This window comes from Trinickia sp. HAY1-2D (genome assembly GCF_056754935.1).
The window spans coordinates 2,951,725-2,978,707 of sequence record NZ_JBPGWX010000002.1 but is presented as its reverse complement, the minus strand read 5'-3'; the positions used below and the strand labels follow the sequence as shown (position 1 = coordinate 2,978,707).

The following is a 26,983-nucleotide window of genomic DNA, read 5'->3' as shown; positions in this document are numbered from 1 at the left end:
CGAGGCACGCGCTCGACTTCTACGAAGGAGCAACGACCCGTGCGAGCCAGCATCTTTTCATCGCGGTTGACCGTGGCGTGCCGCAAGGCGGTCCGTTGCGTGCCGCCATTGGCGGGGCGCGCGCGGTGAACGCGGCGGTGGCCTCGGCATTGTCCGATTGGATGCTGGTGATGCTCGCGTGCGCCGCGGCGGCCTATGCGCTTGCGGCGGCGTTTGCCATGCCGTCGGCACGAGCGTTCAGCCGGGCCCGTCCCGCCTGGCCGCCCGCGAGAGCGTCGGGCGTAAGCGTGCTCAAGCCGCTGTGCGGTGCCGAGCCGCGGCTTTTCGAAAATCTCGCGACTTTCTGCGAGCAGCGCCATCCGTGCTACCAACTGCTTTTCGGCGTGTCCTCGCCGAACGATGCGGCCATCGGTGTCGTGCGGCGGCTGCAGGCCGTCTACCCGGGGCGCGATATCGAACTCGTCGTCGATTCACGCGTGCACGGCAAGAACCTGAAGGTCAGCAATCTCATCAATCTTGCCGCGCGTGCGAAGCATCCGCTCCTCGTCGTGGCGGACAGCGACATCGCGGTCGAGCCCGGCTATCTGGAAGCGGTCACCGCGCCGTTGGACGACCCCGAAGTGGGCATCGTCACGTGCCTGTACCACGCTGAAAGCGTCGGCGGTTTCTGGACGCGCGTGGGCGCGCTGTTCGTCAACGAATGGTTCGCGCCGTCGGTGCGGCTCGCGCATGCGGGCGGTTCCCGGCGCTTCGGGTTCGGCGCGACGCTCGCGCTGCGCGCCACGACGCTGGAATTGACGGGCGGCTTTGCCGCCCTCAAAGATTGCCTGGCCGACGATTACTGGCTGGCCGAGCATGCGCGCGTGCGGGGTCTCGAGACGGTGTTGTCGGAGGTCGTGGTGGCCACGGACGTCATCGAGCCCGATTTTGCGTCGCTGTGGCGGCGCGAGACGCGCTGGTTGCGCACGATCCGCTCGATCAACCCGGCCGGTTTCGCATTTCTGTTCGTGACGTTCACGATGCCGTGGGTCCTACTGGCCGCTCTGCTTGCCTACGGGCTCGCCGGCCATGGCGCACCCGTTCGCGCTGCGGTGCTGGCAGCGGCCGCGGTGCTCGGCTTGCTCGCGCGGCTCGCGGTGCACGCGCGGGGTGCACGCCATATCAGCACGTTCTGGCGCGATCTGCCGCTCGTGCCGCTGCGCGACGGGTTGCTTGCGCTGCAGTGGCTTGCCGCGGCGTTCGGCTCTCATGTCACCTGGCGCGGCGCCCGGGTACCCGTCGTGGCGCGCGTGGCGGAGGGCTCCGATGGCTCCTGACGCCGCGTTCACTCAGTCTTCTTCTTTTCATCCGTATTCATGCAGGTTGCCGGAGCATCCATGAAATCCCTGTTCTTGCAGGCCCCGTCCTATGACGGCTTCGACGGCGGAGCCGGATCGCGCTATCAGGCCAAGCGCGAGATCCGCTCGTTCTGGTATCCGACCTGGCTCGCGCAGCCCGCGGCGCTCGTGCCCGGCAGCCGCGTGCTCGACGCGCCGGCCGACGGCCTCTCGGTCCAGGCATCGCTCGACATCGCCGTCGAATACGACGTCGTTTTCATCCATACGAGCACGCCGTCGTTTCCGACCGACGCGCTTTTTGCGCAGGACCTGAAAAAGCGCAAGCCGTCGGTCCTGATCGGCATGGTGGGCGCCAAGGTGGCGGTGGATCCGCATAACTCGCTCACGGCAAGCGATGCGATCGATTTCGTTTGCCGCGAGGAGTTCGACTTCACCTGCAAGGAAATCGCCGAAGGCAAGCCGTTCCCGGAAATCAAGGGTTTGAGCTGGCGTGCGAAGGACGGTTCGATCGAGCACAACGAAGCGCGCCCGATCCTCGAAAACATGGACGAGCTGCCGTTCGTCGCGCCCGTGTACAAGCGCGATCTGAAGATCGACAACTACTTCATCGGCTATCTGAACTACCCGTACGTGTCCATCTACACGGGGCGCGGTTGCAAGTCGCGCTGCACGTTCTGCCTGTGGCCGCAGACGGTCAGCGGCCACCGCTATCGCACGCGCTCGGTCGATAACGTGCTCGAGGAAGTGAAGTGGATTCGCGAAAACATGCCCGAAGTGAAGGAGATCATGTTCGACGATGATACTTTCACCGACGACACCCCGCGGGCTGAAGCGATCGCGCGCGGGCTCGGCAAGCTCGGCGTGACCTGGTCGTGCAACGCCAAGGCCAACGTGCCGTATTCGACGCTGAAGATCATGAAGGAAAACGGCCTGCGCTTGTTGCTGGTGGGCTACGAGTCGGGTGACGACCAGATTCTCGTCAACATCAAGAAGGGCGTGCGTACCGATTTCGCGCGGCGCTTCAATGCGGACTGCAAGAAGCTCGGCATCATGATTCACGGCACCTTCATTCTCGGCTTGCCAGGCGAGACGAAGGAGACGATCCGCAAGACGATCGAGTATGCGAAGGAAATCAATCCGCATACGATCCAGGTCTCCCTGGCCGCGCCTTATCCCGGTACGACACTCTATAAGCAAGCCGTCGAAAACGGCTGGCTCGAAGAGAACAAGGTCATCAATCTCGTCAGCAACGAAGGCGTGCAGCTCGCCGCGATCGGCTATCCGCATCTGTCGCGCGATGATATCTATCACCACCTCGAGGCGTTCTATAAGGAGTTCTACTTCCGCCCCTCGAAGATCTGGGAGATCGTGCGCGAAATGCTGACGAGCTGGGACATGATGAAGCGGCGTCTGCGCGAAGGCGTCGAATTCTTCCGCTTCCTGCGCGCCCATGAAGCATGAGCTCAACCCTCGTACGGACATAATCCGGTGTCTCGTTCTGCCGCGCGGGCACTGATCGTCACGGCCGACGATTTCGGCCTCGATGTGCGCGTGAACCGGGCCGTCGAACGCGCGCATCGCGATGGGGTGTTGACGAGCGCGAGCCTCATGGTGAGCGCACCGGCCGCGGGCGACGCCGTCGAGCGCGCGCGTCGGCTGCCGGGCCTGCGCGTGGGCTTGCACCTCGTACTCGCGGATGGGCCGGCGACGTCGTCCGCGGCCGAGATTCCCGCGCTCGTCGGTGCCGACGGTCGGTTCGGCGATGCGATGGTGCGCGACGGTTTTCGCTTCTTTTTTCTGCCCGCCGTGCGCACCCAGCTCGCGCGCGAAATCCGCGCGCAGTTCGAAGCGTTCGCCGCAACCGGTTTGACGCTCGATCACGTCAACGCCCATAAGCATTTCCATGTGCATCCAACGGTGCTGTCGCTCGTCCTGTCGATCGGTCGCGAGTACGGGCTCGCGGCGATCCGTCTGCCGTTCGAAGCGCACGCGCCCTGGTGGCTCGCGCCGTGGATCGCGCTGATGCGCGCGCGGCTTGCACGCGCGGGGATTGCGCACAACGATTACGTCGTCGGTATCGCAAACACGGGCGGCATGGACGAAGCCGTCGTGCTCGACGCGCTGGCGGCGTTGCCCGAAGGCATCGGCGAAATCTATTGTCACCCGGCGGAGCCCGGCGCACCGGGGCAGGGGCCGATCAGCTCCTCGATGCGCGAGTATCGCCACGCAGACGAATTGGCTGCACTCGTCTCGCCGCGCGTCGCCGCGGCGATGGCGGGCATCCCGAGAGGCGGATTCGCCGATGTCTGCGGTGCAGGCGTCGCACGGATATCGGGCCCAAGCGCCGCGCAAGGCCGTCGGCTATGACGAGGTGGTTCAAGTGGGCCGGCTGGCCCATCGGCATTGCCATCCTGATTGCGCTCGTCGTGCGCAACGGTGCGGGCGACGTCGTGCACATCATCGGCGAGGCCGGGTTTGCGCTGCTTTGGCTAGTGCCGTTTCACGCGCTGCCGCTCTTGCTCGATGCGCGCGCATGGCAGTTGCTGCTGCGAGGGCGCGCGCCGCTCGTCTTTCTGTGGTGGGTCGCGACGGTCCGCGAGGCGGTGGGGCGGCTCTTGCCCGTCGTGGGAGTGGGCGGCGAGATCGTCGGCATTCGCCTCGCGCGCTGGCACGTGAGCGATGCGTCTCGGGTCAGCGCCTCGGTGATCGTCGAGGTATTGATCACGATTGCCGTGCAGTACGCGTTTTCGGCGCTCGGGCTCGTGCTGATTTTTGCTTCGACGGGTGGGGCGGGCGCGAAGACGATCGCGCTGGCGCTCGCGATGTCGCTGCCGCTTCCCTTCGTGACGATCGCGCTGGTGCGCCGCGGGGGGCTCTTTCACGCCATCGAACGTTTCGCCGTGCGCGCGCTCGGCAGCGAGCATCGGCTGCTGCAAGGAATCGACGGCAAGCGGCTCGATGAAGAAATCGACGCGCTCATGAGACAGACCGGGATGCTCGTGAGGGCCTTCGCCTGGCAACTCGCCGGATATGTGCTCGGCGCGCTCGAGACTTATTGGGCGCTGGCGTTGCTGGGCCACCCGGTCTCGATTGGCGGCGCCATCGCCATCGAGGCGCTCACGCAGGCCGTGCGCCACGCCGCGTTCATGGTGCCCGCGGGACTCGGCGTTCAGGAAGCTGCCGTGGTGCTGCTTGCGCAGATGTTCGGGGTCGACCGCGAAGTCGCGCTGTCGCTCGCGCTCGTCAAACGCATGCGCGAGGTCGTCTTCGGCTGTGCGGCGCTTGCGTCCTGGCAATGGGCCGAGCTCTCGCGCGGGCGCAATCTCGTACGATAGGCGTGAACAGGCCGGGCGCATTCCAAATATCGAAAATGCGACGGGAAGTTTTCGCAATTCGCGCCGAGCCGCGCGGGCCGGCTCGCGGCAGCGACCGCGCACGAGCGGCAGGGCGGGACCTGGGCGCCCGATAACGCGGATGTTGCACTGCCGCAAAGAGCGGCGCGCCATTTGCGGAAACATTTTTCGCTTGCGACGATCCGCGCCATCCCTTAAGACGGAGATGCGCGTGTTTCTCTACGGGTTTGGACCGGTGTTGCTCGCGGGCACGCTGAAGACGATCGAGTTGTCGGTGCTCTCGCTGGCCGTGGCGGTGCTGCTGGGCCTCGCCGGCGCGCTGGCCAAGCTTTCGCGCCGGCCGGCCGTGGCGGGCGCGGCCACGGCCTACACGACATTGATCCGTTCGGTGCCGGATCTCGTGCTGATGCTGCTGCTCTTTTACAGCATCCAGATCGCCGTGAACCAGCTGACCGACGCGCTCGGCATCGAACAGATCGATATCGATCCGTTCGTCGCCGGCGTGCTGACGCTCGGTTTCATCTATGGCGCCTACTTCACGGAAACGTTTCGGGGCGCGTTCATGGCCGTGCCCCGCGGGCAGCTCGAAGCCGGCATGGCCTACGGGATGAGCGGCGCGCGCGTCTTCGCACGCATCCTCTTTCCGCAGATGATGCGCTTCGCGCTGCCCGGCATCGGCAACAACTGGCAGGTGCTCGTCAAGGCGACCGCGCTCGTATCGATCATCGGTCTTGCGGACGTCGTGAAGGCCGCGCAGGACGCCGGAAAGAGCACGTTCAACATGTTCTTTTTCGTCCTCGTTGCCGCGCTGATCTATCTGGCCATCACCACCGTGTCCAACATCGCGCTGATTTTGCTCGATCGCCGCTATTCCCTCGGCGTGCGCAAGGCGGAGCTATGATCGACATTCTTTCCCAATTCGGCCGGGCGTTTCTCTATTGGGACGGGCAGGGCCTCTCGGGCCTGGCCATGACGCTCTGGCTGCTCGTTGCCTCGCTCGCGATCGGCTTTACGATGGCCGTGCCGCTTGCCGTTGCGCGCGTTTCGCAAAATCGCTGGTTGTCGGTGCCGGTGCGCTGCTATACCTACCTCTTTCGCGGCACGCCGCTTTATGTGCAGTTGCTGCTCATCTACTCGGGTCTTTACAGCCTCGAAATCGTGCGCGCGCATCCCACGCTGAACGAATTTTTCCGCAGCGGCCTGAACTGCGCCATCCTCGCCTTCGGTCTCAATACGGGCGCCTACACGACGGAGATTTTCGCGGGCGCGATCCGCTCGATCTCGCATGGCGAAGTCGAAGCTGCGCGCGCCTACGGCATGCACCGCTTCACGATGTATCGGCGCATCGTCTTGCCCTCGGCGCTGCGACGCGCGTTGCCGCTTTACAGCAACGAGGTCATTCTCATGCTGCATGCGACGACGATCGCATTTACCGCCACGGTGCCCGACGTGCTCAAGGTCGCGCGCGACGCCAATTCGGCAACCTATATGTCGTTTCAGGCATTCGGCATCGCCGCATTGATCTATCTTGCCGTATCGTTTGCGCTCGTCGCGCTATTCAGACGGGCCGAACAGCACTGGCTGGCGTACCTCGCGGTCGGCCGCCGTTGAATTACTCGAGGAGAGCACGGTGCTTCAAGCGACATCCCCATCCACCGCCGTCAAGCTCGCGGCGCTCGATATCCACAAACGCTACGGCGACAATGAGGTTCTCAAGGGCGTGACGCTCGAAGCAAACGCCGGCGACGTCATCAGCATCATCGGCGCGAGCGGTTCGGGCAAGAGCACGTTCTTGCGTTGCATCAACTTTCTCGAGCGGCCGAATGCCGGGCAGATCGTCGTCGACGGCGAGGCGGTGCGCACGCGCGCCGACCGCTCGGGCAACCTCGAGGTGGCCGACCACAAGCAGCTCCAACGCATGCGCACCAAGCTCGCGATGGTGTTTCAGCACTTCAATCTATGGGCGCACATGACGGTACTCGAAAACATCGTCGAAGCGCCGATCCATGTGCTCGGGCTCTCGCGTCGCGAAGCCGAGGAACGCGCACGCGCGTACCTCGAGAAGGTCGGGCTCGCGCCTCGCCTCGAGAAGCAGTATCCGTCGCACCTGTCGGGCGGGCAGCAGCAACGCGTGGCGATCGCACGCGCGCTGGCCATGAACCCGGACGTGATGCTCTTCGACGAGCCGACTTCGGCGCTCGATCCGGAGCTTGTCGGCGAAGTACTGAAAGTCATGCAGAAACTCGCCGAAGAAGGCCGTACGATGATCGTCGTCACGCACGAGATGGGGTTTGCGCGCAACGTCTCCAACCATGTCATGTTTTTGCACCAGGGCCGGACCGAGGAAGAGGGCGATCCAGCGATCGTGCTCGTTCAGCCACGAAGCGAGCGGCTGCGGCAGTTCCTGTCGGGTAGCCTCAAATAAGCCAGGCATGCGGTTAGTCCTGTCGAGGCCGGCTCATGGACCCACCGCCCGATCGGCGCCGGGCGCGCCCCGCCTATCCGAAGCAGGTCAGCCGTTCGAAGGGGGGAGCGCGTGATGGTGCGCGCCGGCCAGGTCGTGCCGAGCACGTCAGGCGCACCGCGCGCCACGGAGGTCGTCATCGTGGCGCTGCCGCCCGTTTCGATGTCGGGGCTCGGCCCGATTGTCGATACGCTGCGCCTCGCCAACGAAATCGACGGCCGCCTGCTATACCGCTGGCGAATTTGCTCGTGGGACGGCCGGGCCGTGCCGCTCGAAGGTGGCGCCACGTTGGCGGCCGATGACGCATTCGGCGACGGCATTGCCTGCGATTGGCTTATCGTCGTCACGGAGCGTTTTCAGCAGTTCGCCGATTACCGGCTCTTTCTCGCGTCGCTCGCGCGCGTGGGCCATCGCACGCCGCTCGTCACGGGTATTCATCATGGCGTCTGGTGGCTCGCCATGGCGGGCCAGCTCTCGGGCTACCGGGTGAGCGTGAATTGGGAAACTTATCAGCAGTTTGCGGAGCAGTTCGAGCGCTCGATCGTGACGCAGCAGCTCTTCGAGATCGACCGCGACCGGGCGAGCTGCGCGGGCGGTCAGGCCAGTGCCGACTTCATGCTTGCCATGGTCGCGCGCGAGCACGGCCCGGAGTTGGCCGAACGCATTGCCGACGCGTTGGGCCTCGGCGTGCTGCGCGCAGGCGAGGAGCGCCAGCGCATTCCGCACGTCACGGCGCCCGGCGAACGCCATCCGCGGCTCAACGATGCGTTACAGCTGATGGATGCGAATGTCGAAGATCCGCTGACGACGGACGAGATCGCGGAGCTCGTCGGTATCTCGCGCCGTCAGCTCGAGCGGCTCTTCAAGCAGTATCTCGGCGCGATGCCGTCGAAGTACTACCTCGGTCTTCGACTCACCAAGGCACGTTTGCAACTGCAGCGCTCGAGCAAATCGATCGTTCAGGTCAGCCTGGCATGTGGATTTTCGTCGGCCGCGCATTTTTCGAATGCGTACCGCGAACGGTTCGGCCTCACGCCGCGCGAAGAGCGCCGCAACTGGATTGCGCGACAGCATGGCGCGGGCGCGCCGTTTGCGGGCGAGCCCCGTGCGGGTGCGCTGATCGAGCCACCCGACACGGACGAGGGAGCGACGCGCGGCGAACCCCGATAGATCGCGTCGCTCGTGCGCAAGACGGCGGCGCGAACGTTTTCTAAACTAGCAGTATCCGCAGTACGAATACGAGCGGTTTCGAGCTGTTATTACCTCAATGAGGATCTGCCATGAACGATTTCGCTGTCAACCGCCAGACGTTCGACGACGTCATGGTGCCCGTCTTCTCGCCCGCGCCTTTCGTACCGGTGCGCGCAGCGGGCTCGCGTGTCTGGGACTCCGAAGGGCGCGAGTACATCGATTTTACGGGCGGCATCGCGGTGACGGCGCTGGGGCACACGCACCCTGAACTCGTGCGCGTGCTGCGCGAGCAGGGCGAGACGCTGTGGCACGTGAGCAACGCCTATACGAACCAGCCCGTGCTAAGGCTGGCCAGCCGGCTCGAGGCGCTGACGTTCGCCGAACGTGCATTCTTTGCGAACTCGGGCGCCGAAGCCAACGAAGCCGCGCTGAAACTGGCGCGCCGGGCCGCGCTCGAGCGTCACGGCCCCGAGAAGATCGAGATCGTCTCGTTTTCGCAGTCGTTTCATGGCCGCACGCTGTTCACTGTCAGTGTCGGCGGCCAACCGAAGTACGCCGAAGGCTTCGGCCCCGTGCCGGCCGGTATCGTTCATTTGCCGTACAACGATATCGAGGCGGCCCGCGGCGCGATCGGTCCGAAAACGTGTGCGGTCATCGTCGAGCCCATTCAGGGCGAGGGTGGTGTGATTCCCGCCGATCCCGCATTTCTGCGGACATTGCGCGAGGCGTGCGACGCGCATGGGGCGCTGCTGATCTTCGACGAAGTCCAGACGGGCGTCGGCCGCACGGGCCATCTCTACGCTTATATGGATACCGACGTGACGCCGGATATCCTCACGACCGCCAAGGCGCTCGGCAACGGTTTTCCGATCGGCGCGATGCTGACGACGAAAGCCATCGCCGCGCATTTCAAGGTGGGCGTGCACGGCACGACTTACGGCGGCAACCCGCTCGGTGCCGCGATTGCGGACAAGGTCATCGAGCTCGTCAGCGAGCCCGCGCTGCTCGATGGCGTGAAGCGTCGCGGGGCAGCCCTGACGGCGCGGCTCGATGCAATCGGCAAGCGGTTCGGGCTCTTCAAGGAGATTCGCGGCAAGGGCCTCCTGATCGGTGCCGAACTCGTCACGGCATTCGAGGGGCAGGCGAAGGACTTCGTGAACGCGGCCGCGCGGCATGGCGTGATGCTGCTGATCGCGGGGCCGAACGTGCTGCGTTTCGCGCCATCGCTGATCATCGACGATGCCGATCTCGAGGAAGGTCTCGCGCGACTCGAAATAGCGATCGAGGAGACCGTCGCGGCGGCTGCCGACGCATCGGCCCGTTGAGCCCGGGTTCGTCCCGCCACTTATGCCGACGCCTGTGGCAGCGAATGTGCCGCCGCATCTGCCACCGAATGGAACGATGATGCTCTTCGTACGCCCAGCAAGACTTTCCGATCTCGACGCGCTCGAACAGATGGCGCGCGCCGCGCGGCCCGTGCTGCATTCGCTGCCGCACGATCGCCATGCGCTCGAGGCCCGCATTGCGCTATCCGAGGATTCGTTTCGCGCCGAGGTCGATTTCCCGGGCGAGGAGTTCTATCTCTTCGTGCTCGAGGATGCGACGAGCGGCAAGATGCTCGGCACGTCGAGCATCGTGGCCGCGGCCGGCTATGCCGAGCCGTTCTACGTTTTTCGCAACGATGCGCTCATTCATGCTTCGCGCGAGCTCCACGTGAACCGGAAAATCCACGCGTTGACGATGTCGCACGAGCTGACCGGCAAGAGCCGGCTCGCGGGCTTTTACCTCGATCCCGCGGTAACGGGCGACGCGAGCGCCCACCTGCTTTCGCGCGCGCGCATGATGTATGTTGCGGCGAACCGACGGCGCTTCACGCCGGAGGTCTTCTCGCTCTTGCTCGGTGTCACCGACGAAGCGGGGACGTCGCCGTTCTGGGAGGCGGTGGGGCGCAAGTTCTTCGCGCGCGATTTCGCCGAAGTCGAAAAGATTTCGGGGGGACGCAGCCGTACGTTCATCGCCGAAGTGATGCCGAGTTATCCGCTTTATGTGCCGCTGCTGCCCGAGGCGGCGCAGCGTGTGCTCGGCGAGCCCAACGCCAAAAGTCTGCTCGCCTACGATATCCATCTCGAGGAAGGTTTCGAGCCCGATCGTTTCGTCGACATCTTCGATGCGGGCCCCGTGCTGACCGCGCAGGTGGACCGCAGTGCGTGCGTGGTGAGCAACGAGACGAGAATCGTACGTGAGAGGACCGAAGCGGCATCGGACGCCGATCCGTCGTCCGCAACCGCAGCCACCACCTATCTCGTCGCGAACAACCGGGCCGGCGAATTCCGCTGTGCGCTGGCGGAGCTGCCGCTTGCGCGCGAGGAGCAGGCGCCGCTGACGTCGTCGGTACGCGCGGTGCTCGGCGCCGTCGCAGGCGATGCGGTGCGTTGCGTGCCGTTGCATCGCGCGTCCGAAGACGAAGCCGCCACCGCCGAGTCGCAGGCCGATCTCGATGGCGAGACGGCTGCCTTGCGTGCCATTCATCCGGGAGTTCGTCGATGATCGTCGTTCGCGCTGTCAAGACCACCGACCTCGATGCGGTCGTGGCGCTCGCGCAGGAGACCGGGCCGGGTTTGACGACGTTCAAGCCCGACCCCGATGCGCTTGCCGCACGCATCGCGCGATCGAAACGGACGATGGAAGGGCAGGCCACGCCCCATGAGGCCGGCTACTTCTTCGTCATGGAAGATACGGCAACGAACGACGTTGCCGGTGTGTGCGGAATCGAGACGCAGGTCGGCCTCGAGCAGCCGTTCTACAACTATCGGGTGAGTACCGTCGTGCATGCGAGCCAGGAGCTTGGCGTCTGGACCAGGATGTCGCTGCTCAACATCTCGCACGACCTCACGGGCTATGCGGAAGTCTGCTCGCTGTTCCTGTCGCCGCGTTATCGCGCGCATGGTGTGGGCGGGTTGCTGTCGCGCTCGCGCTTCATGTTCATCGCGCAATTTCGCGACCGGTTTCCCGAGCGCCTGTGCGCGGAACTGCGCGGCCATTTCGACGCCGACGGTACCTCGCCGTTCTGGCGCGCGGTGGGCTCGCACTTCTATCAGATCGACTTCAACGCGGCCGATTATTTGAGCGCGCACGGGCGCAAGTCTTTTCTCGCCGAACTGATGCCACGTTACCCCGTGTACGCCGATTTACTGCCCGAGGATGCCCGGCAGGTCATTGGCCTCACCCATCGCGACACGGCGCCCGCACGCAAGATGCTCGAAGCCGAGGGGCTTCGCTATCAGGGGCACGTCGATATCTTCGATGCGGGCCCTGTGCTCGAGTGCCACATCGACGATTTGCGAACCGTACGCGAGAGTGTGGTCGTCCCTGTCGTCATCGGCGAGCTCGATTCCGTCGATCCGCTTGCATCCGGTGCTGGCCCCGCCCAAGTGCCGCGCGAGCGTGCACCTCGTTCGCTGGTGGCGAATACGCGGCTGGCGGATTTCCGTGTCGGCTTCGCCCCGGGCGGCGTCGAAGACGGCGTCATGCACCTGTCCGCCGACGACGCGGCGGCGCTGCTCGTGCGCGAAGGCGATCCGGTGCGGGTGCTCGTCACCTCTCATACCCAGCAGAGTCAAAAGTCATGAGCGAACTATTCATCGAAGGCGAGTGGGCGCAGGCAAACGGACCCCGCTTCTCGTCGCATAACCCCGGTACGGGGGCCGTGGTATGGCAAGGGCACAGCGCGAGCGCGGTCGATGTCGATCGCGCGGTCGCAAGCGCACGCCGCGCATTCGCCGATTGGTCGGCCATGCCGTTCGACGCGCGTTGCGACATCGTGCGCCGATTCGCGGCGCGCCTCGTCGAGCACAAGGAAGCGCTCGCGCATGCGATCGGACGCGAGACGGGCAAGCCGCTGTGGGAGGCGCGTACCGAGGTCGCCGCGATGGCGGCCAAGGTCGACATCTCGGTGACGGCATATCGCGAACGCACAGGCGAAAAGCGCGTGCCGATGGCCGACGGCGTTGCCGTATTGCGGCATCGCCCGCACGGTGTCGTCGCGGTCTTTGGGCCTTATAACTTCCCCGGGCATTTGCCGAACGGCCATATCGTACCGGCGCTCATCGCGGGCAATACGGTCGTGTTCAAACCCTCCGAACTCGCGCCGGCTGTGGCGCAGGCCACGGTCGAGCTGTGGCGCGAGGCCGGTTTGCCCGCGGGCGTGCTGAACCTCGTGCAAGGAGAAAAAGAGACGGGTGTCGCGCTGGCCAATCATCGGCAGATCGACGGCCTGTTCTTCACCGGCAGTTCCGATACCGGTACGTTGCTGCACAAGCAGTTCGGCGGAAGGCCGGAAATCGTGCTGGCCCTCGAAATGGGCGGCAACAATCCGCTCGTCGTCGCCGAAGTGGAAGATATCGACGCGGCGGTGCATCTCACGATTCAATCCGCGTTTCTTTCGGCGGGGCAGCGCTGCACCTGTGCGCGCCGCATCTTCGTGCCGCAAGGATCGTTCGGCGAGCGCTTCGTCGCGCGCTTCGCCGAGGTGACTTCACGCATCGTCTACGGCCTTTACGATGCCGAGCCGCAGCCCTTCATGGGAGCGGTCGTTTCGGCGCGCGCGGCCGCCAGACTCGTCGCGGCGCAGGAACGGCTCGTCAAGGCCGGGGCGCGGCCGCTCATTGCCATGACGCAACGCGATCCGGCGCTCGGTTTCGTGAATCCCGCGATCGTCGATGTCAGCGCAGTCTCGGCATTGCGCGACGAGGAGCACTTCGGTCCGCTCGCGCAGATCGTTCGTTATGCGACCCTCGACGAAGCGATCGAGCGTGCGAACGATACGGCCTTCGGGCTCTCGGCGGGCCTCGTCGCGGACGACGCGAGCGCCTGGGAACGCTTCAGCCGCACGATTCGCGCGGGCATCGTGAACTGGAATCGACCGACGAACGGTGCATCGTCGGCCGCGCCGTTCGGCGGTGTCGGCCGCTCGGGCAATCATCGTCCGAGCGCGTTCTATGCGGCCGACTACTGTGCCTATCCGATGGCGTCCGTCGAGAGCGCGCAGCTCTCGATGCCTTCGAGCGTATCGCCTGGGCTTCGCTTTCACGAAGTCTCGAACGATTGAGACGCTGCGCCATGGACGAAGCGGTGGCGCGACGGCAAGACTGAAAGTTGAAAGTTTGCAACATTGAACGACCGACCGACCAAGGATCGACGATGCAAGCACGGGAAGCCAACTTCGATGGACTCGTAGGTCCGACGCACAACTATGCGGGACTCTCGTTCGGCAACGTCGCGTCGCAAACGAACGAGAAATCGGTCGCGAATCCACTCGCCGCTGCCAAGCAGGGGCTGCGCAAGATGAAGCAGCTCGCGGACCTCGGATTCCTGCAAGGCGTGTTGCCGCCGCAGGAGCGTCCTTCGCTGCGTCTTTTGCGCGAGCTCGGGTTCTCAGGCTCGGATGCGCGCGTCATCGATCGCGCCGCAAAGGAAGCACCGGAGCTGCTGGCCGCGGCGAGCTCGGCCTCGGCGATGTGGACCGCGAACGCCGCGACGGTCAGCCCGTCCGCGGACACGGCCGATCGGCGCGTGCATTTCACGCCGGCCAATCTGACGAGCAAACTGCATCGCGCGATCGAGCACGAGGCGACCCGCCGAACGCTGCAAGCCGTGTTTGCCGACGAGAGCCGCTTCGCCGTGCACGAGGCGCTGCCGGGCACCCCGGCGCTCGGCGATGAAGGCGCTGCCAACCATACGCGCTTTTGCGCCGCTTACGGCGAGCCCGGCGTCGAATTCTTCGTCTACGGACGCAGCGAATACCGGCGCGGCCCCGAGCCCGTGCGTTATCCGGCCCGTCAGACGTTCGAGGCGAGCCGGGCCGTTGCGCAGCGCCACGGTCTTGCCGAGGCATCCACGGTTTATGCACAGCAAAACCCCGAGGTCATCGACGCGGGCGTGTTCCATAACGACGTCATTGCCGTCGGTAACCGCGAGACGCTCTTTTGCCATGAACGGGCATTCGTCGATCAACGGGAAGTCTGCGACCGGTTGCGTGCGCAACTTTCCGGGCTCGGCGCCCAGTTCAACGTCATCGAGGTGCCCGATGCGCGCGTGAGCGTGGAAGACGCGGTTTCGTCGTATCTGTTCAACTCTCAGTTGCTCACGCGTCCCGATGGACGCGATGTTCTCGTGGTGCCCCAGGAATGCCGTGAAAACCCGCGCGTGGCCGCCTACCTCGACGATCTGGCGAGCTCAGGCGGACCCATCTCGGAGATGCTGGTTTTCGATTTGCGCGAAAGCATGAAAAACGGCGGCGGCCCGGCATGCCTGCGCCTGCGCGTCGTACTCGACGGCGCGGAGCAAGCGGCGGTCGCTCCCGGTGTCTGGATCGACGATGCGCTTTTCGCCCGGCTGGACGCCTGGATAGCCAAGCATTATCGCGACCGGCTCGCGAGCGCCGATCTCGCTGATCCGACGCTGCTCGACGAATCGCGTACGGCGCTCGACGAGCTCACCCAGATTCTCGGCCTCGGTTCCCTTTATGACTTCCAACGCTGACGGGGCGAGAACCATGACCGGCGCGCCGGGTTTCCTGACCGACTTCCTGTCGTTCTCGCTCGCCGATGCGCGTCCCGTTGCAGATCGCGCGGGCGGTGAATGCACGCATGGCGTGCGCTTCCAATGGCTTGGGCCCGGTTTGCTCCAGTTCGAGCCCGAAGCGAAGCCGGTCGCGAGCGTCGTCGTGTCCGCAGGTGTGCATGGCGACGAGACGGCGCCCATCGAGCTCGTCTCGCGCATGGTGGCGGACATCGCGCGCGGCGCGCTGCCGCTTGCGTGTCGGCTGCTCGTGGTGCTGGGCAATATCGAGGCCATGCGGGCGGCCCGTCGCTATCTCGACGACGATCTGAACCGGCTTTTTTGCGGCGCGCACGCCCGATTGCACGGGGGCAGCGAGAAGGCGCGCGCGGCAACGCTCGAGGCCGCGACGGCGCGGTTCTTCGCGCAAGCGGCACCGGCTGACGCCGCGCCACGCTGGCACATCGACATGCATACCGCAATCCGTGCTTCGGTCTTCGAGCAGTTCGCGCTGCTGCCGCACACGGGCCGGGCGCTCCCGAGCGCGATGCTGGACTGGCTTGCCCACGCGCGTATCGCTGCGATTTTGCTGCACACGGCTGCGGGGACGACGTATACGCAGTTCACGGCACAGACCCATGGGGCAATGGCTTGCACGGTCGAGCTCGGCAAAGTGCGGCCGTTCGGGCAAAACGATTTGTCCCATTTCGACGCAGCCGATCGCGCCGTGCGTGCGCTGGTCGCGAACCTCGCACCCGAGTCCGCTGCGCCGATGCCGCGCGTGTTCATGGTGGTCGACCAGATCACGAAACGCACGGACGCATTCGAACTCGCGCTGGCGAGCGACGTGCCGAACTTCACCGTGCTCGCCAAAGGACAGGTGCTGGCACGCGACGGCGAGTATCGCTACATCGTCACGCGCGACGACGAGCGGATCGTGTTTCCGAACCCGAGCGTGAAGCCGGGCTTGCGAGCGGGGCTCATCGTCGTCGAAACGACGGCTGAAACGCTGGCGCGCACACCCCGCGGTTCTTGATATCGATGCACCCCCGAGGCACGACGCGCTTCGGTGCCGATCACTGCTCGGCCGGCACCGGCTGCCATCCGCCCGGGCAGGTCGCGACATACGGATAGTATTGGTCCCAATAAGGACAGTAGTACCAATAGCCCGTGTCGTCCGGGGGCGCGTCGGCGAATCCGGGGACAAACGGGTCGGGATAGGGATAGCTCGGCGCGGGATAGAAGTACCAGGCGCCGCCGACGACCCACCACCAGCCGTGCCGGCCGTCATGGGGCCCGTGATGCCAGTGTCCCGACCGCCAGACACGGACATCGTGCTCCTGGAAGCGGCCTATATCGCCATGCCACGGCGCGCGCGTGCGGGCCGGAGGAACAGCGGCGCGCGGTGCCATGCCCGGTTGCGGCGCGGTGGCGCGCGGTGCCATGCCCGGTTGGGGCGCTGTGGCGCGCGGTGCTACGCCCGGTTGGGGCGCGGTGACGTTCGGCGCAACGCCGGGCTGCGGATGCGGCTCACGGGGGGCGGGCTCTCGCTCGGGCGGTCGGGGCGCGGCGGTCGCACCCGGGCCGGCGCCGCCGGCCGCGCCCATTTGCGGTGTCGGCACATGCGGTGCCGGCATGATGCGGGGCCCCACCGCCGGCGGCGTGTGTGGACCGATCGCGCGTTGCTGCGTCGGTGGCGCCGCCCCTGGCATCGGTGGCGCTGCCCTCGGCATGGGCGGTGCCGCGCGGTTGGGGGCCGGCATCGGCGCATTCGGTGCAATGCCGCCGTGCTGCGGGGCCGGCATTGCGGGTGCGGCGTGGCTCGGCGCTGGCGCCTGCCGGAGTTCCTGGGACTGAGCCCCTGGCGCATGGCCCGGGCCTTGCATCTGCGCGCGAACCGCGCCGCTGTCCGCGAGCGCTGCCGCAACGAGCGCTGCCGCGCGCAACGCGTTCCGTGTTCCGTTTCGCATCGACATGGCGCACCTCCTCGCGACGCGTCGTCTCCCCCTTCAGCATAGGCCTGTCGAGCGCCGCGCGCTCGGGCGGCCGGTGCGCCATTGGTCTGATCACGGCGCGGGCGCGCGTGAACCGGCCCTAGCGCAGATCGCGCTGCGCTGCGCCGCAGAGTTCCTCGACGAGTGCGGTAATCGGGCTGCCACCGAACAGCGTGAACTCGACGCTCGGCAACGCGGGCAACCGCGAATCGGCCCCGAGCGCCTGCAAGCCGCTATCGAGACGGCTCTCCAGCATCGGCGCAATGGCGAGGCCTGCTCGCACCGCGGCGAGCACGCCGCCGCTGCTGGGACAGACGAGCGCGATGCGACTGTCGATGCCGGCATGCGCGAGCGCGGCGAGTGCCGCTTCACGGTAAGGGCAAGGCTCTGGAAACACCGCCAGCGGCAAAGGCAACAACACGTCGACATTCATCCATTCCGCCGCTGCCCACACGAGCGGCTCGCGCCAGAGCGGGCGGCCCGGCCGGTCGTCATGACAGCGCCCGCCGAGCACGAAGTCGAGCTCTCCGCGATCCATCGCCTGCAATAGCGTGCCCGGCACGCCGATCGTGATGTCGAGCGCCACTTCCGGGTTGCGCAGCCCGAACGTATGCAGCCGCTCCATGATGCGGGCGTGGGCGAAATCCTCGGACATGCCCATACGCACCGTGCCATCGCTCGAACTGCGACGCAAACGCGCACGTGCGTCGCGATTCAGGGCCAGGATCGCGCGTGCATAACCCAGTAGCAGTTCGCCGTCCGGCGTGAGGGCGGTCGAGCGCGTCGTGCGCACGAACAGCGTTTTGCCCGCCTGATCCTCCAGCCGCCGCAAATGCGCACTGATGGCCGATTGCGTCAAATGCAGCCGCGCCGCGGCGCGCGTGAAGCTGCCTTCCTGGGCGACCGTCACGAACGAGCGCAACAGCACGGTATCGAACATGGAATTTAGTGAGATTCGTGTTGAATGATTGAAGAATACTTCGTTTTCAATCGAATTCGCAATGTGATTAGATGAAGCTCGAGCACACCAACCAGGCTTCGCGCCGCCATTCTTCGGAGAACCCTATGACAAGCCTGTTGCACATCGAGTCCTCGCCGCGCAAGTCCCGCTCCGCATCGCGGGAGGTGGCGCACGCGTTCATCGAGGCTTACCGGAGCGCGCACGCCGATGCGTCCGTCGAGACGCTCGATCTGTGGCACACACCGTTGCCTGAGTTCGACGGCGCTGCGATGCAGGCGAAATACGCGGGGCTTGCCGGAACGCCGCTCACCGACGAGCAGCGCGACGCGTGGAGGGCGATCCACGACCTCGCGAGGCCGCTTCACGATGCGCATACGCTGCTGCTCTCGGTGCCGCTCTGGAACTTCTCGATTCCTTACAAGCTGAAGCATTTCATCGATGCGGTCTCGCAAAAGGACGTGCTTTTCTCGTTCGACGAGCGGGGATTCGGCGGACTGCTGCGCGGCAAGCGGGCCGTCGTCGTCTATGCGCGCGGACTCGATTATTCGAGGGAATCAATTACGCCCGCCGAGTGTTTTGATTTCCAGAAGCCCTATGTCGAAGCCTGGTTGCGATTCGTAGGCATCGAGGATATCGAAACGGTCGTCATCGAAAAGACGCTGTTCGGGCCTGAAGTCGATGTCGCCGCGCGCCGCGCCGCATGCGCGAACGCCGAGGCGCTTGCGCGCGCTCGGCCATGAGCGCGTTTTGCCCGGGCGTCGCCGCGGCCGCCCGTTTCATCCGCCGGGAGATGTCATGTCGGAATCGTTGCACAGCGATGCAGGTCAGCGTTCCTATCGCATCCTCAGGGACCCCGAGCTCGGCCTCGGGCCTGGCCCTGTCGTACTGCCGCGAGAGGAGGGCGAGCCTGCCCGTTCATCGGCTGCGCGTCTTGCTGCGTTGGCGGACGTGCTCACGGCGCAGTCCGACGGCGCGCTGCGCCGTACGCTGATTCGCAGCTGCCTCGTCGATGCAGGCTTCGATTGGCTTTGCTATTGCCGCATCATGTGCCTCGATGGCCGGGTGAGCCGAGCGGCCTGGTATGCACAGTATTCGCCGCCGGGCTGGGCCGAGGCCTATTGCGGTGCGCACTGCTTCGACACCGACGTGCGGGTCGTCAAGGCGTGCACGGCCGGCTGGCCGTTTGCATGGGTGCTCGACGACCTGACACGCGATGCGGCCGGCGCGGGCAGGGCGGGCGCTGCCGCACGGAGTCTCGCGGCGCTGGCGGCTCGCGCGGGCATCGGTTCGGGCGTGACCGTGGGCTTCGAGACGGCGCGTCCGTTCGAGTACTGCATGGTGACGCTATCGAGCACACTCGCCACGCGCGCCTGGATTTCCGATGCGACGATGGGCGCGGCGCTGGTGTTGGCGGGCGAGATACACGCGTTCATCGCGCCGCGTATCGGCCCGCTGCTGACGACAACGGGCGCAGATGGGCTGTCGGGGCTGCAAAAGCGCATGCTCGATCTGATGACCCAGGGTTCGTCCGATCGCGAAATAGGCGCACTGCTGTCGCTCTCGGCCGATCAGGTGGCTTATCAGCTCGGCGGCATCGAGAGGCGCTTCGGAACGCGCAACCGCGCGCAATTGGCTTACGTGGCGGGCGTGTTGTCTCGGCAACCCGCCGAACGTGCCGCGCAGCCGCCGATGGAACCCGTCGAGGACGAAGGACGGCGCGTGCGGTACGCATGAGCGGCGCCCGGCTCGGCGGGGGGCGCGGCGCGGGTCTCGGCGTTTGCCGCTGAGCGACATCGAATTGCATCTTTGGGCATGCCACTGCCGCCGCCCGGTCCGTCCGATTTTCTTCCCCCTTCTCGAACGAGCGCGCGGGCGCCGCCTACAATGCGGCGCCCGCGCGCTTTGTGCGACGCACAAGACTAGCGCCGGGCATTTGAACGCTGATTTTGGCGCGGCGACGATGCGCCGGCTGCGCCCATCGTTGCAACTCTTTCTCGTTTAGGAATCCTGATGAAACTGAACTTCCGAAAGCACACAGCGCTTGCACTCATCGCTGCGGCGTCGCTGATCGCGAGCGGCGCATCGGCCGCCGAGCTCAAGCAGATCCGCTTCGGCGTCGAGGCGTCGTATGCGCCGTTCGAATTCAAATCGCCGACGGGCGAGCTGCAAGGCTTCGACATCGAAGTCGGCCATGCGGTTTGCGCGAGGCTCAAGGTCAAATGCGTCTGGGTCGAGAACGACTTCGACGGCCTCATTCCGGCGTTGTCCGCGCGCAAGTTCGACGCGATCAATTCGGACATGACGATCACGGAGCAACGTAAAAAGGCCATCGACTTCACCGAGCCGATCTATTCGATCCCGAATCAGCTGATCGCCAGGAAGGGCAGCGGCCTGCTGCCGAGCGCCGCCTCCCTCAAGGGCAAGCGCGTCGGCGTGCTCCAAGGCACGATTCAGGAATCGTATGCGAAGGCGAAGTGGGCGGGCGCAGGCGTCGACGTGGTGCCGTACCAGACGCAGGACCAGATATACGCCGACCTCGCCGCCGGACGGCTCGACGCCGCGTTCCAGGATTCGGAGGCGGCGTCCAAGGGGTTCCTCAAGCGTGCGCAGGGCGCGGCGTTCGAGTTCGCGGGGCCGACGGTCACTGACTCCCAATTGCTCGGCTCGGGCGTGGGCTTCGGCGTGCGCAAGGGCGATGCGGCGTTGAAGGCGGCGCTCGACGAGGCGTTGCGTGCGCTGAAGGCCGACGGGACGATCGAGCGGATCGCGGCCAAGTATTTCGACGTGAAGGTCGTGCTCAAATAAGACCGCTTCGCCGGCGTTTGCTCCGGCCGTCCTTCAGCTATCGCTTCGCTGCGGCCCCGTCGTATAATTCGGCCCAGATTGGCCACGGGGCCGGTACGCGCAGTACCGGGCGGCGATAAAAGCAGACAAAAGAAGAGGGGCTGATGGAGACGACCAACGAGACGGCGGCACACCCGGCGGTGGCCAGCGAGCCTGCCCAGGCGGGACATGCGCCCGGCGCGGTGACCCATCCCGCGCGTCAGCCGCTCGTCGACGCCGAGGGGCTTTTGTGCGGATTCGAGTTGGTCACGCGCGAGCCGCTCCCCGGCGACGGTGCCGCGGATGCGGACGCTGACCCCGCGAGCCGCCGTGCCGCATCCGACGCGGCGCTGACGCAAACGTTGGCGTTGCTCGGAGCGAGCGGCGTGCACGCGGCGCTGGGTGGCCATCGAGGCTATCTGAGTGTGAATCGCGCATTGCTCATGGCCGACGATCTCGCTCGCATCTCCCCGGAACGCTACTTCTTCCAGTTGCCGCCCGATATCGCTATCGATGGCGAATTGACGGCCCGTCTCGTGGCGCTGCACGGCAAGCGTTATCGCTTCGTGCTCGACCGCGTGAGTGCTCCCGACGCGACCTTCGCCAAACTGCTGCCTTACGTCTATGCCGTCAAGATCGACGTCGCGAAGGTGGCGCCCGATCTGCTTGCGAAGCTGGCGGACGCGCTCAAATCGGCCGGCAAGATTCTCATTGCGCTGGGAGTCGATTCGCACGAGACCTTCGAGCGCGCGAAGGCCGCGCGCTTCGATGTCTTCCAGGGATATTTTTTCGCGCGCGCGGACAGGCAGGCCTCGCGGCGCGCCAGTGCACCGCGCCAGGCGCTGCTGAACCTGTTGCGGCTGCTTTCGGCGGATCCGAGCGTCGCGCAGCTCGAAGCCGAGCTCAAGCTGAACCCGGTGCTCGTCATGCACATCATGCGGCTCGCCAATTCGGGCGAGGCGAGCATCGGGCGCAAGGTGGCGACGCTGCGCGATGCGATCAACGCGACGGGCACCAACCGTATCGCGCGCTGGACGCAATTGCTGCTTTATGCGGACGGCCGCAAAGTCCGGCTCGAGGACGATCCGCTCGTGCAGCTCGCGGCCACGCGCGCGCGTTTCATGGAAATGGCGGCGGCCCGTCTGACTCAGGCGAACCGGAAGGTCGTCGATGCGGCGTTTTTGACCGGCGTGTTTTCGCTTGTCGACGCTGTGTTTGGCGACACGCTCGAAGCGACGCTGGACGCGCTGATGCTGGCGGGTCACATCCGCGCGGCCATTCTTCGGCACGAGGGATTGCTCGGCACACTACTGGCCGCCGTGCAGGCGCTCGAACGCGCCGACTGGGCTGCGCTCGAGCAGGTGAGCGCAGCACTGGCGCCGTTCACGCCGCCCGAACTCGCCGACTTGGCCATCGCTTCAGCGGCATGGGCCAGCGCGGCGGATCAACACGGCGACAACGCGGGGCTCGAGCGCGTACAGGAATAGCGCGCTCGCGCGCCTCAGAGCGTTTCGACTTCCTGCGCCGGCGCGTGTGCGAAGAAGCGGCCGAGCTCGCGGGCGAGCTCGTTCAGCGCGCTCATTTCGTCTTGCGAGATCTTGCGGGGTTCTTGCGCGTGCGACCAATCGCCGTACAGGAGCGCGACCGTCGCTTGGTCGACGGTCACGGGCAGCAGGACAAACGAGCGGGCGTCGGAAAACGCATCGCGGAACCAGGCCGGCAGCCGTGCCACCATCTTCGGATCGTGCGCGTTCTCGATGAAAATGCCGATCGAGTTGGCGATCGCAAGATGAAATACGTCGGGCTCGAATGCTTCATTGAACGAAAGCGCCGGCAGCAGTTTCTCCACATCGCGTCCAAAGCCCAGCCGCGACTTGAACAGCCCCGGTGACTGTCGCACGAAGACGATCGTGCGGGCAAAGCCGAGACCGGCCAGCACGGTCTCCGAGGCAAGCGCCAGGACCGGCGCCAGCGCATTCTCGGACGGCAGCGCGCGCAGATCCTCGAGGCCCGCGGCGATGCGCGCCTCCGGCGCGACGCCCGCGCGAGCGATGGCATCGGCGCTTGCTCGCAGCTCCACGATTTCCCGCATGACCCCCATGCCGGCTTCCTCGCGCGCGAGCGCCGTGCTCATCGACACGAGCGTCTCCGGCGCTATCGCCAGCGCCTCGCCGTAGCGTTGCGCCAACGCCGCGAGTTCCATTTCGGCGCGTTGCGCGTGTGCATCGGACGCGCTCAGCACGTCGGCCACATCGGTCGAGAAATTGGTTACCGCGCGTAGCCATTGGACGTGCTGCGGCTCGTTTGCCTCGGGTTCATAGCGGCCCATGCCCGCACGGATCTGCTCCGGCAGACGCCAGCGCGAGGCCGCTTCGAGCCCGATTTCGTCGAAGGTGACGCCGAGCACGGCGTCGCAGGCAGCGGCTTCGTCGAGCCCATCGTTTTCGACCTTGTGCCGGATCGTGTCCCACTCCGCTTCGAGATAGCAGACGACGAGCAGCTTGCCGATTTGCCGCATCAGCGTGCAAACGACGGCTTCCTCGCCCGCGCCCAGATCCGCTGTGTCCGAAGTCAGCTTGCGCGCCACGCTGCCGGACAGCAGTGTACGGTTGAGCTCGAGCTTCGCGTCGATGCGGTGCGGCGCGCTTTGGTGGAAGTGATCGACGAGCTTGAGTCCGACGACGAGGTGGCCGACGGCATCCATGCCGAGCACCATCAGCGCGCGCGTGACCGTCGTGATGTTGCCGCCGAATGCCATGTACATGGCCGAGTTGGCGAGCCGCAGGACCTTTTGCGTCAGCGCAAAATCCGACAGAACGACCTGTACCAGCGCCGAAAAGTCGAGATCGTCGTTTTTCATTGCGGCCACTGTGGTCCGCAGCGATTGGGAGAGCATCGGAAAGTCGCCGCGCTCGCTCATTTGCGCCCAGAGCTTATCGAGCAGCGCCGCCTTTACCATGTGAATTCCGTCAAAACCATATACGTGTCGATTGATGGAGCCGTCCTGCGCACCTTTTTTCGCGTGCTTCAAGCGAAAGACTCGTCTTCGTGCAGGCGTAAAACGCGGGCCGCGAAGCGTTGCGCGAGCTCTTCCGAGGGCAGCGCCTGGCAGACCAGCCACCCCTGGATATGCCCGCAACCCATCTCGGTCAGGAGCCGCCGTTGCGCCTCCGTTTCCACGCCTTCCGCGACGAGTTCGAGCTCGAGCGTGCGCGCGAGTCCGACCACGGCGGATACGATGGCCTGGTCGTTGCGAGAGGTTAGCAGGTTCTCGACGAAACTGCGGTCGATCTTGAGCTTGGCGAGCGGAAAACGTTGCAAGTACGCAAGGCTCGAGTAGCCCGTACCGAAATCGTCGATCGCGAACCGGATGCCGAGCGCCGTCAGCTCCTCGAGGAGCGCCTTCGCATGGGCCGGGTCCTGCATCAGCAGACTCTCCGTGATCTCGAGCACGAGGCGGCTCGCGTCGAGCCCGGTGAGCGTGAGCGCGTCGCGCACGTTCTGAGTGAAGCGCGGGTCGCGAAACTGCTGCGGCGAGACGTTGACCGCGACGTATTGCAGCGCGATGCCCTGGATGTCCCACTGCACGAGCTGCATGCAGGCCACCTTGAGCACCCAGTTGCCGAGGTAGTTGATGAGCCCGATCGATTCGGCCAGCGGGACGAACGTCGAAGGCGGCACGAGGCCATGGACCGGATGGTGCCAGCGCATGAGCGCCTCCACCCCGACCACGCCACCCATCCGGCTTTCGGTGATCGGCTGGAAATGCAGCGCGAACTCGCCGTTGCGCACGCCGTCGTAGAGATCGGCTTCGAGTTTCAGGCGCTCGGCATCGGCCGGATCGGCGTTGGGCGTATGAAACGCGATGGTATTGCTGCCCGAGGCCTTCGCCTGAGCGAGCGCGTGATCCGCGCGCCGCAAAAACTGCTGGTGCTGTCCGGCCCGGCCGCCGCCCGGTCCGGCCGGATCGGGGTAGAGCGCGATGCCGACGCTCGCCGAGAGATGGACAGCCTGGCCGCTGAACGAGTAGGGCTGTTGTATGGCGGTCATGAAGCGGCGTGCGAGCGCTTCGGCGGCCGCGGCCGCGTGCTCGCGCGTGCCTGCGCGCACGAGCACGGCGAACTCGTCGCTCGTCACGCGCGCCAGCGTTTCCTCGGGTGAGACGAGACCCGCGAGCCGCGCGGCCGTCTCGCGCAGCAAGGCGTCGCCCGCTTCATAGCCGAGCGCCCGGTTCACGCGTTGATAGTCGTCGAGATCGACGAGCAGCAGCGCCGCGCCGGTACTTTGTGTGTCCACCGTTTCCAGCGCGCTCTCGAGCGCCGCGGCGAGTGCCGTGCCGTTGGCGAGGCCCGTCATGCGGTCGCTGTGCAGCTCGTAGGTGAGGCGTTCCTCGGTGGCGCGCCAGTCTGAAATGTCGAACGCGGAGATCGCGAAGCCGGGGGTGCCTTCATGAATACCCGCCACGGCGCGCAGTTCGACCGGAATCGGGTAGGTCAGAGATTTCATGAGGTGCACGGTGGCGCGCTCGACACTGCCCGAGGCACTCGCGCGTGCGAGGAGGCCGTCCAGGGCGGCTGTGTCGCCGGCCGCGACCAATTCGTGCAGCGTGACCGCTCGCAGGTATTCGTGGCGATAGCCGACGAAACGCAGGCTCGCTTCGGAGACGTAAAGAAAGTGCAAGCCGGCGTCGACAAAAGCCAGGAAGTCCACGCCGCGAACGAGCCGATCCAATTCGGCGGCCAGCACATTGCGCCCCTGCGGCGCCGGGACGGTCGCGGCGGCCGCGGGCGGGGCCGCGGCTTTTCGCCGCCACAGCCGGTCGATCGTCTCGCGCCAGGTGCGCCGGCGCGGCACGTTGCTTCTTTTTGCTTCCATTGAATCTCGCTGACGACGGTCCCGACATTGCGGCTAATGTGCTTTCGATGAGGCCCGCGCCGCGCGGGCGCGCCTCCCGCGCACGCTCCATCAGGCGAATTATCGGCTCCGATCCGAAATTCTTTAGCGGTTTTCGCGAATTGTTACCCGCTGTTACCGCTGCCTACCGATTCAGCCGGGACTCGCGGTCTTTTTGAGACAATGTCGGTAGCCCGCGCTGGCGGCTCTCCGCAGAGGTTGAACCGATTCGAGGAAGCGAGATGAAACGATGGATGGGACGTATCGCGCTATGCACGGCGCTGATGACCGGCCTGGGCGCCTGGTCGTTCGACGCGGTTGCGGTGCTCAAGGCGGGCGACAAGGCGCCCGATTTCACGACGCAGGCCTCGCTCGGCGGCAAGACGTTCTCCTACTCGCTGGCCGACGCGCTCAAGCGCGGCCCCGTCGTGCTTTACTTCTATCCGGCGGCATTCACGAAAGGCTGCACCATCGAAGCACACGAATTCGCCGATGCCGTTGATGAATACAAACGATATGGCGCGACCGTGATCGGCGTGTCGCACGACGATATCGCCACGCTCGCACGTTTTTCGGTCAGCGAGTGCCGCAGCAAGTTCCCCGTGGCTGCCGATGAAAGCGGCCGCATCATCGAGTCGTACGATGCCGCGTTGCCGCTCGTGACCAAGCGAGCGAACCGGGTGTCCTATGTGATCGCCCCGGATGGCCGCATCGTCTACGAGTACACGTCGCTATCGCCGGACGAGCATGTCAAGAACACGCTTGCCGCCGTGAAGCAATGGGCGGCCGAACACCCGCACCGATGAGGCGTGGCACGGCGTGCGTCGGATGAAGGCTGCGCCGTCTCATTGACGTGGCGGCGGGGGCGGCGGTATTTCCGGCGCCCCCCTGTCACGCTGCCCTTCGGCGTCGAACTGTTGCCGATAGCTTCGCGCCATGCCGGCAGGCACCGGCACGCGCTCGCCCGCTGCGTACATGCATTGGATATACGCGTAGTCATAGCGGCGTTGTATCCCGTATCCGGAGGCCTGTGCGGTGCCCGCACCGACGGCGCCGCCCCCGAGAAGCCCCGCGCCCGCGCCGATCGCCGCACCGCGGCCGCCGCCGAACGCGGCACCGGCCGCGGCGCCCACTGCCGTGCCGAGCGCCGCCGAGCCGACGGCGCTCGTCGTTGCCGCTTGTCCGGCGCTGACACCGCCCACTTGCCCGAGCGCATATTGGCGGCACGACGCATCGTCCCCGCGAAACTGATCGAAAGACTTTCCGGTTCCGGGCAATGCCAACACGCTGGGGCCACTCGGCATCACCGTGCAGCCGGCGAGTGCGGCCGCCAGCGCCGCCGCCGCGGGAGCGGCGAGGAGCCGCCGTTTGGCCTGCTGGCCGTCATGATAGGAGGAAAGCATCGGCGA

General features: G+C 65.8%; 24 protein-coding genes. 19 read left to right on the top strand and 5 right to left on the bottom strand.

The window, feature by feature from the left end:
* Positions 1-161: 161 nt before the first annotated feature.
* From hpnI to astE, 14 genes are all read left to right on the top strand, one after another.
* Complete coding sequence (hpnI, locus tag ACR9ZC_RS20925) at positions 162-1,316, top strand: bacteriohopanetetrol glucosamine biosynthesis glycosyltransferase HpnI (RefSeq protein WP_481582730.1); 1,155 nt, start codon at positions 162-164, stop codon at positions 1,314-1,316.
* A gap of 39 nt (positions 1,317-1,355) precedes the next feature.
* Positions 1,356-2,798, top strand: coding sequence for a hopanoid biosynthesis associated radical SAM protein HpnJ (gene hpnJ / locus ACR9ZC_RS20920; protein WP_481581779.1), 1,443 nt, complete (start codon positions 1,356-1,358; stop codon positions 2,796-2,798).
* Positions 2,799-2,825: 27 nt separating this feature from the next.
* Positions 2,826-3,704: a hopanoid biosynthesis-associated protein HpnK gene (gene hpnK / locus ACR9ZC_RS20915; RefSeq protein WP_481581778.1), complete on the top strand. Its 879-nt coding sequence runs from the start codon at positions 2,826-2,828 to the stop codon at positions 3,702-3,704.
* On the top strand, positions 3,701-4,672 hold the full coding sequence (locus ACR9ZC_RS20910; protein ID WP_481581777.1) for a lysylphosphatidylglycerol synthase domain-containing protein: 972 nt from the start codon (positions 3,701-3,703) through the stop codon (positions 4,670-4,672). Before hpnK ends, ACR9ZC_RS20910 begins: the two co-directional genes overlap by 4 nt.
* A 229-nt stretch (positions 4,673-4,901) precedes the next feature.
* On the top strand, positions 4,902-5,591 hold the full coding sequence (locus ACR9ZC_RS20905) for an ABC transporter permease (RefSeq protein WP_481581776.1): 690 nt from the start codon (positions 4,902-4,904) through the stop codon (positions 5,589-5,591).
* Positions 5,588-6,301 carry an ABC transporter permease gene (locus ACR9ZC_RS20900; RefSeq protein ID WP_481581775.1) on the top strand — a complete coding sequence of 238 codons (714 nt, stop codon included), beginning with the start codon at positions 5,588-5,590 and terminating at the stop codon, positions 6,299-6,301. The genes ACR9ZC_RS20905 and ACR9ZC_RS20900 overlap by 4 nt, the downstream gene beginning before the upstream one ends.
* A gap of 19 nt (positions 6,302-6,320) precedes the next feature.
* Entirely contained in the window at positions 6,321-7,115 is a 795-nt protein-coding gene (locus ACR9ZC_RS20895) for an ABC transporter ATP-binding protein (RefSeq protein ID WP_481581774.1), read from the top strand.
* A gap of 114 nt (positions 7,116-7,229) precedes the next feature.
* The gene (locus ACR9ZC_RS20890) at positions 7,230-8,324 is read left to right on the top strand and encodes a GlxA family transcriptional regulator (RefSeq protein ID WP_481581773.1); all 1,095 of its coding nucleotides are present in this window, start codon (positions 7,230-7,232) and stop codon (positions 8,322-8,324) included.
* Between the two features lie 110 nt (positions 8,325-8,434).
* Positions 8,435-9,670 (top strand): aspartate aminotransferase family protein, encoded by a 1,236-nt coding sequence (locus ACR9ZC_RS20885; RefSeq protein WP_481581772.1) that lies wholly within the window; start codon positions 8,435-8,437, stop codon positions 9,668-9,670.
* A 79-nt stretch (positions 9,671-9,749) separates the two neighbouring features.
* Positions 9,750-10,892 carry an arginine/ornithine succinyltransferase subunit alpha gene (gene aruF / locus ACR9ZC_RS20880; protein WP_481582729.1) on the top strand — a complete coding sequence of 381 codons (1,143 nt, stop codon included), beginning with the start codon at positions 9,750-9,752 and terminating at the stop codon, positions 10,890-10,892.
* Entirely contained in the window at positions 10,889-11,974 is a 1,086-nt protein-coding gene (astA, locus tag ACR9ZC_RS20875; RefSeq protein ID WP_481581771.1) for an arginine N-succinyltransferase, read from the top strand. The genes aruF and astA overlap by 4 nt, the downstream gene beginning before the upstream one ends.
* The gene (gene astD / locus ACR9ZC_RS20870; RefSeq protein WP_481581770.1) at positions 11,971-13,452 is read left to right on the top strand and encodes a succinylglutamate-semialdehyde dehydrogenase; all 1,482 of its coding nucleotides are present in this window, start codon (positions 11,971-11,973) and stop codon (positions 13,450-13,452) included. The genes astA and astD overlap by 4 nt, the downstream gene beginning before the upstream one ends.
* 92 nt (positions 13,453-13,544) lie before the next feature.
* Positions 13,545-14,885, top strand: coding sequence for an N-succinylarginine dihydrolase (astB, locus tag ACR9ZC_RS20865; RefSeq protein ID WP_481581769.1), 1,341 nt, complete (start codon positions 13,545-13,547; stop codon positions 14,883-14,885).
* Positions 14,869-15,939, top strand: a complete 1,071-nt coding sequence (astE, locus tag ACR9ZC_RS20860; RefSeq protein ID WP_481581768.1) for a succinylglutamate desuccinylase — start codon at positions 14,869-14,871, stop codon at positions 15,937-15,939. Before astB ends, astE begins: the two co-directional genes overlap by 17 nt.
* Before the next feature lie 40 nt (positions 15,940-15,979).
* Here astE and ACR9ZC_RS20855 read toward each other — a convergent pair whose 3' ends face one another.
* Positions 15,980-16,879: a hypothetical protein gene (locus tag ACR9ZC_RS20855; RefSeq protein ID WP_481581767.1), complete on the bottom strand. Its 900-nt coding sequence runs from the start codon at positions 16,877-16,879 to the stop codon at positions 15,980-15,982.
* Positions 16,880-16,997: 118 nt separating this feature from the next.
* Positions 16,998-17,837 (bottom strand): LysR family transcriptional regulator, encoded by an 840-nt coding sequence (locus ACR9ZC_RS20850; RefSeq protein ID WP_481581766.1) that lies wholly within the window; start codon positions 17,835-17,837, stop codon positions 16,998-17,000.
* Between the two features lie 125 nt (positions 17,838-17,962).
* On the opposite strand from ACR9ZC_RS20850, the gene ACR9ZC_RS20845 reads away from it, so the two are divergent.
* From ACR9ZC_RS20845 to ACR9ZC_RS20830, 4 genes are all read left to right on the top strand, one after another.
* Positions 17,963-18,598 (top strand): FMN-dependent NADH-azoreductase, encoded by a 636-nt coding sequence (locus ACR9ZC_RS20845; RefSeq protein WP_481581765.1) that lies wholly within the window; start codon positions 17,963-17,965, stop codon positions 18,596-18,598.
* A 55-nt stretch (positions 18,599-18,653) separates the two neighbouring features.
* Complete coding sequence (locus ACR9ZC_RS20840; RefSeq protein WP_481581764.1) at positions 18,654-19,592, top strand: helix-turn-helix transcriptional regulator; 939 nt, start codon at positions 18,654-18,656, stop codon at positions 19,590-19,592.
* A gap of 276 nt (positions 19,593-19,868) precedes the next feature.
* On the top strand, positions 19,869-20,663 hold the full coding sequence (locus ACR9ZC_RS20835; RefSeq protein WP_481581763.1) for an ABC transporter substrate-binding protein: 795 nt from the start codon (positions 19,869-19,871) through the stop codon (positions 20,661-20,663).
* Between the two features lie 143 nt (positions 20,664-20,806).
* Positions 20,807-22,168: an EAL and HDOD domain-containing protein gene (locus ACR9ZC_RS20830; protein ID WP_481581762.1), complete on the top strand. Its 1,362-nt coding sequence runs from the start codon at positions 20,807-20,809 to the stop codon at positions 22,166-22,168.
* 14 nt (positions 22,169-22,182) lie between these two features.
* On the opposite strand, the gene ACR9ZC_RS20825 is transcribed toward ACR9ZC_RS20830, so the two are convergent.
* Both ACR9ZC_RS20825 and ACR9ZC_RS20820 read right to left on the bottom strand, forming a co-directional pair.
* On the bottom strand, positions 22,183-23,640 hold the full coding sequence (locus tag ACR9ZC_RS20825; RefSeq protein ID WP_481581761.1) for an HDOD domain-containing protein: 1,458 nt from the start codon (positions 23,638-23,640) through the stop codon (positions 22,183-22,185).
* 68 nt (positions 23,641-23,708) lie between these two features.
* The gene (locus tag ACR9ZC_RS20820; protein WP_481581760.1) at positions 23,709-25,556 is read right to left on the bottom strand and encodes a putative bifunctional diguanylate cyclase/phosphodiesterase; all 1,848 of its coding nucleotides are present in this window, start codon (positions 25,554-25,556) and stop codon (positions 23,709-23,711) included.
* Positions 25,557-25,828: 272 nt separating this feature from the next.
* Here ACR9ZC_RS20820 and ACR9ZC_RS20815 point away from each other — a divergent pair, with 272 nt between their 5' ends.
* Complete coding sequence (locus tag ACR9ZC_RS20815) at positions 25,829-26,380, top strand: peroxiredoxin (RefSeq protein ID WP_481582728.1); 552 nt, start codon at positions 25,829-25,831, stop codon at positions 26,378-26,380.
* 39 nt (positions 26,381-26,419) lie between these two features.
* Here the strand turns inward: ACR9ZC_RS20815 and ACR9ZC_RS20810 are convergent, their stop codons facing one another.
* Complete coding sequence (locus ACR9ZC_RS20810) at positions 26,420-26,977, bottom strand: hypothetical protein (RefSeq protein ID WP_481581759.1); 558 nt, start codon at positions 26,975-26,977, stop codon at positions 26,420-26,422.
* Positions 26,978-26,983: the final 6 nt, after the last annotated feature.